Here is a 1,386-nt window from a genome sequence, read left to right on the forward strand (position 1 = left end):
CTCGGCAATTGCTTAGTTGCATCTCAATTTTTCCCTTATGCCAAGACCCCCTTTCAGCCATACCCCTTGCTGGGGTTTATGAAGACGGTGTGGATTTTGTGGTGGAGGGGGATTTGGTTACATTTGCGTAGTGACTTTATTGAACTATAATTGAAGATATGAAAAGACTTTATTCTCTCTTGGCTGTGATAGCTAGCTTATGTCTGCTGTCGTGTGGTAGTGATGTGGAAAAGGAGGCTACTCCGAAGGAGGTGATTCGGGTGGCGGTTTTTCAGGGGCATGGAGGTTCGGAAACCTGTGTCTGGGAGGCAAAGGCAGCAGTGGAGATGGACCCTTCGCTGGAGTGCCGTTTGCTGACCACTAAGGAGATCAATGAGGGGGCTCTTGCCGATGTGGATGTGTTGGTGGTGCCTGGTGGAGGGGGTAGCCGTCAGTACCTCAACATGGGTGGCGAGGGCCGTCGAAAGGTGCAGGAGTTTGTGGCGAATGGCGGTGGCTATGTGGGGATCTGTGCTGGCGCTTATCTGATCACGGAGACACCTAACTACGCTTGTCTGGCGATGAGTGGTGCTGAGGCACATGATATTGAGCACGATAATCGGGGTAGGGGGATTGCGAAGGTGACGCTGACAAATGATGGGAAAGAACTATTCCCTGAGGTGGCGGAGCAAGACACCTTATATATAATGTACTATGAAGGCCCTGTGGTGTTACCTCGTGAAGGAAGTGAAGTTACTTATCACTCTTATGCAACGATGGAGAGTGATGTGCATGTGGAGGGGAATGCTCCCAGTGATATGACTAATGGCAAGAGTTTCCTCTATATTGCACAGTATGGTAAGGGGTGGACTGCTTCGGTGGTGGGGCACCCTGAGGCAACTCCTGGAATGCAGTGGATGCTCTCTCGGTTGGTTCATAAGGTTTCGCCAAGGCAGATGACATCGGAGCTTCCAGCTAAGTTTATAGACCCAAGCAAGTTCGGCAAGGAGCTATTGATGAATGAGGAGCGTCGTCAGGCGGAGGGGGAGGCTTTTCAAACCTTCCTTTATGGCGATGAGGAGGCAAAGCTGGCAGCGATCAATTGGCTAATGCAGCACAACTCTTGGGATGCTAAGCGGTGGATCCAAGGTTTGATATTCGATGCCTCTCCTGCTGTGCGAAAGCGTGCTGCAGAGTGGATAGGCTGGGCAATGTACCGCACCTATCTCCCCGACCTAGAGGTGGCGTACAATGTGGAATCCGAACCCGAGGTGAAGCAGGCCATCGGTGATGCGATTGAGCAACTGAAAGTGGAGTAGCGGAGCACCCGGCAGGGTGCCACTCAGCTAGCCCCTGGTCGAGGCTCGCAGAGCCGATGACCGGCGGGATAGGTGTCGATAAATATTA

Annotated in this window: 1 protein-coding gene; it reads left to right on the forward strand. The window is 52.2% G+C overall.

The window, feature by feature from the left end:
* Window positions 1-158: 158 nt before the first annotated feature.
* Complete coding sequence (locus QVO39_RS05740) at window positions 159-1,298, forward strand: BPL-N domain-containing protein (RefSeq protein WP_021903388.1); 1,140 nt, start codon at window positions 159-161, stop codon at window positions 1,296-1,298.
* Window positions 1,299-1,386 lie beyond the last annotated feature (88 nt).

It is taken from the genome of Porphyromonas sp. CAG:1061 (genome assembly GCF_000435035.1).
Lineage (GTDB): Bacteria > Bacteroidota > Bacteroidia > Bacteroidales > Porphyromonadaceae > Porphyromonas_A > Porphyromonas_A somerae.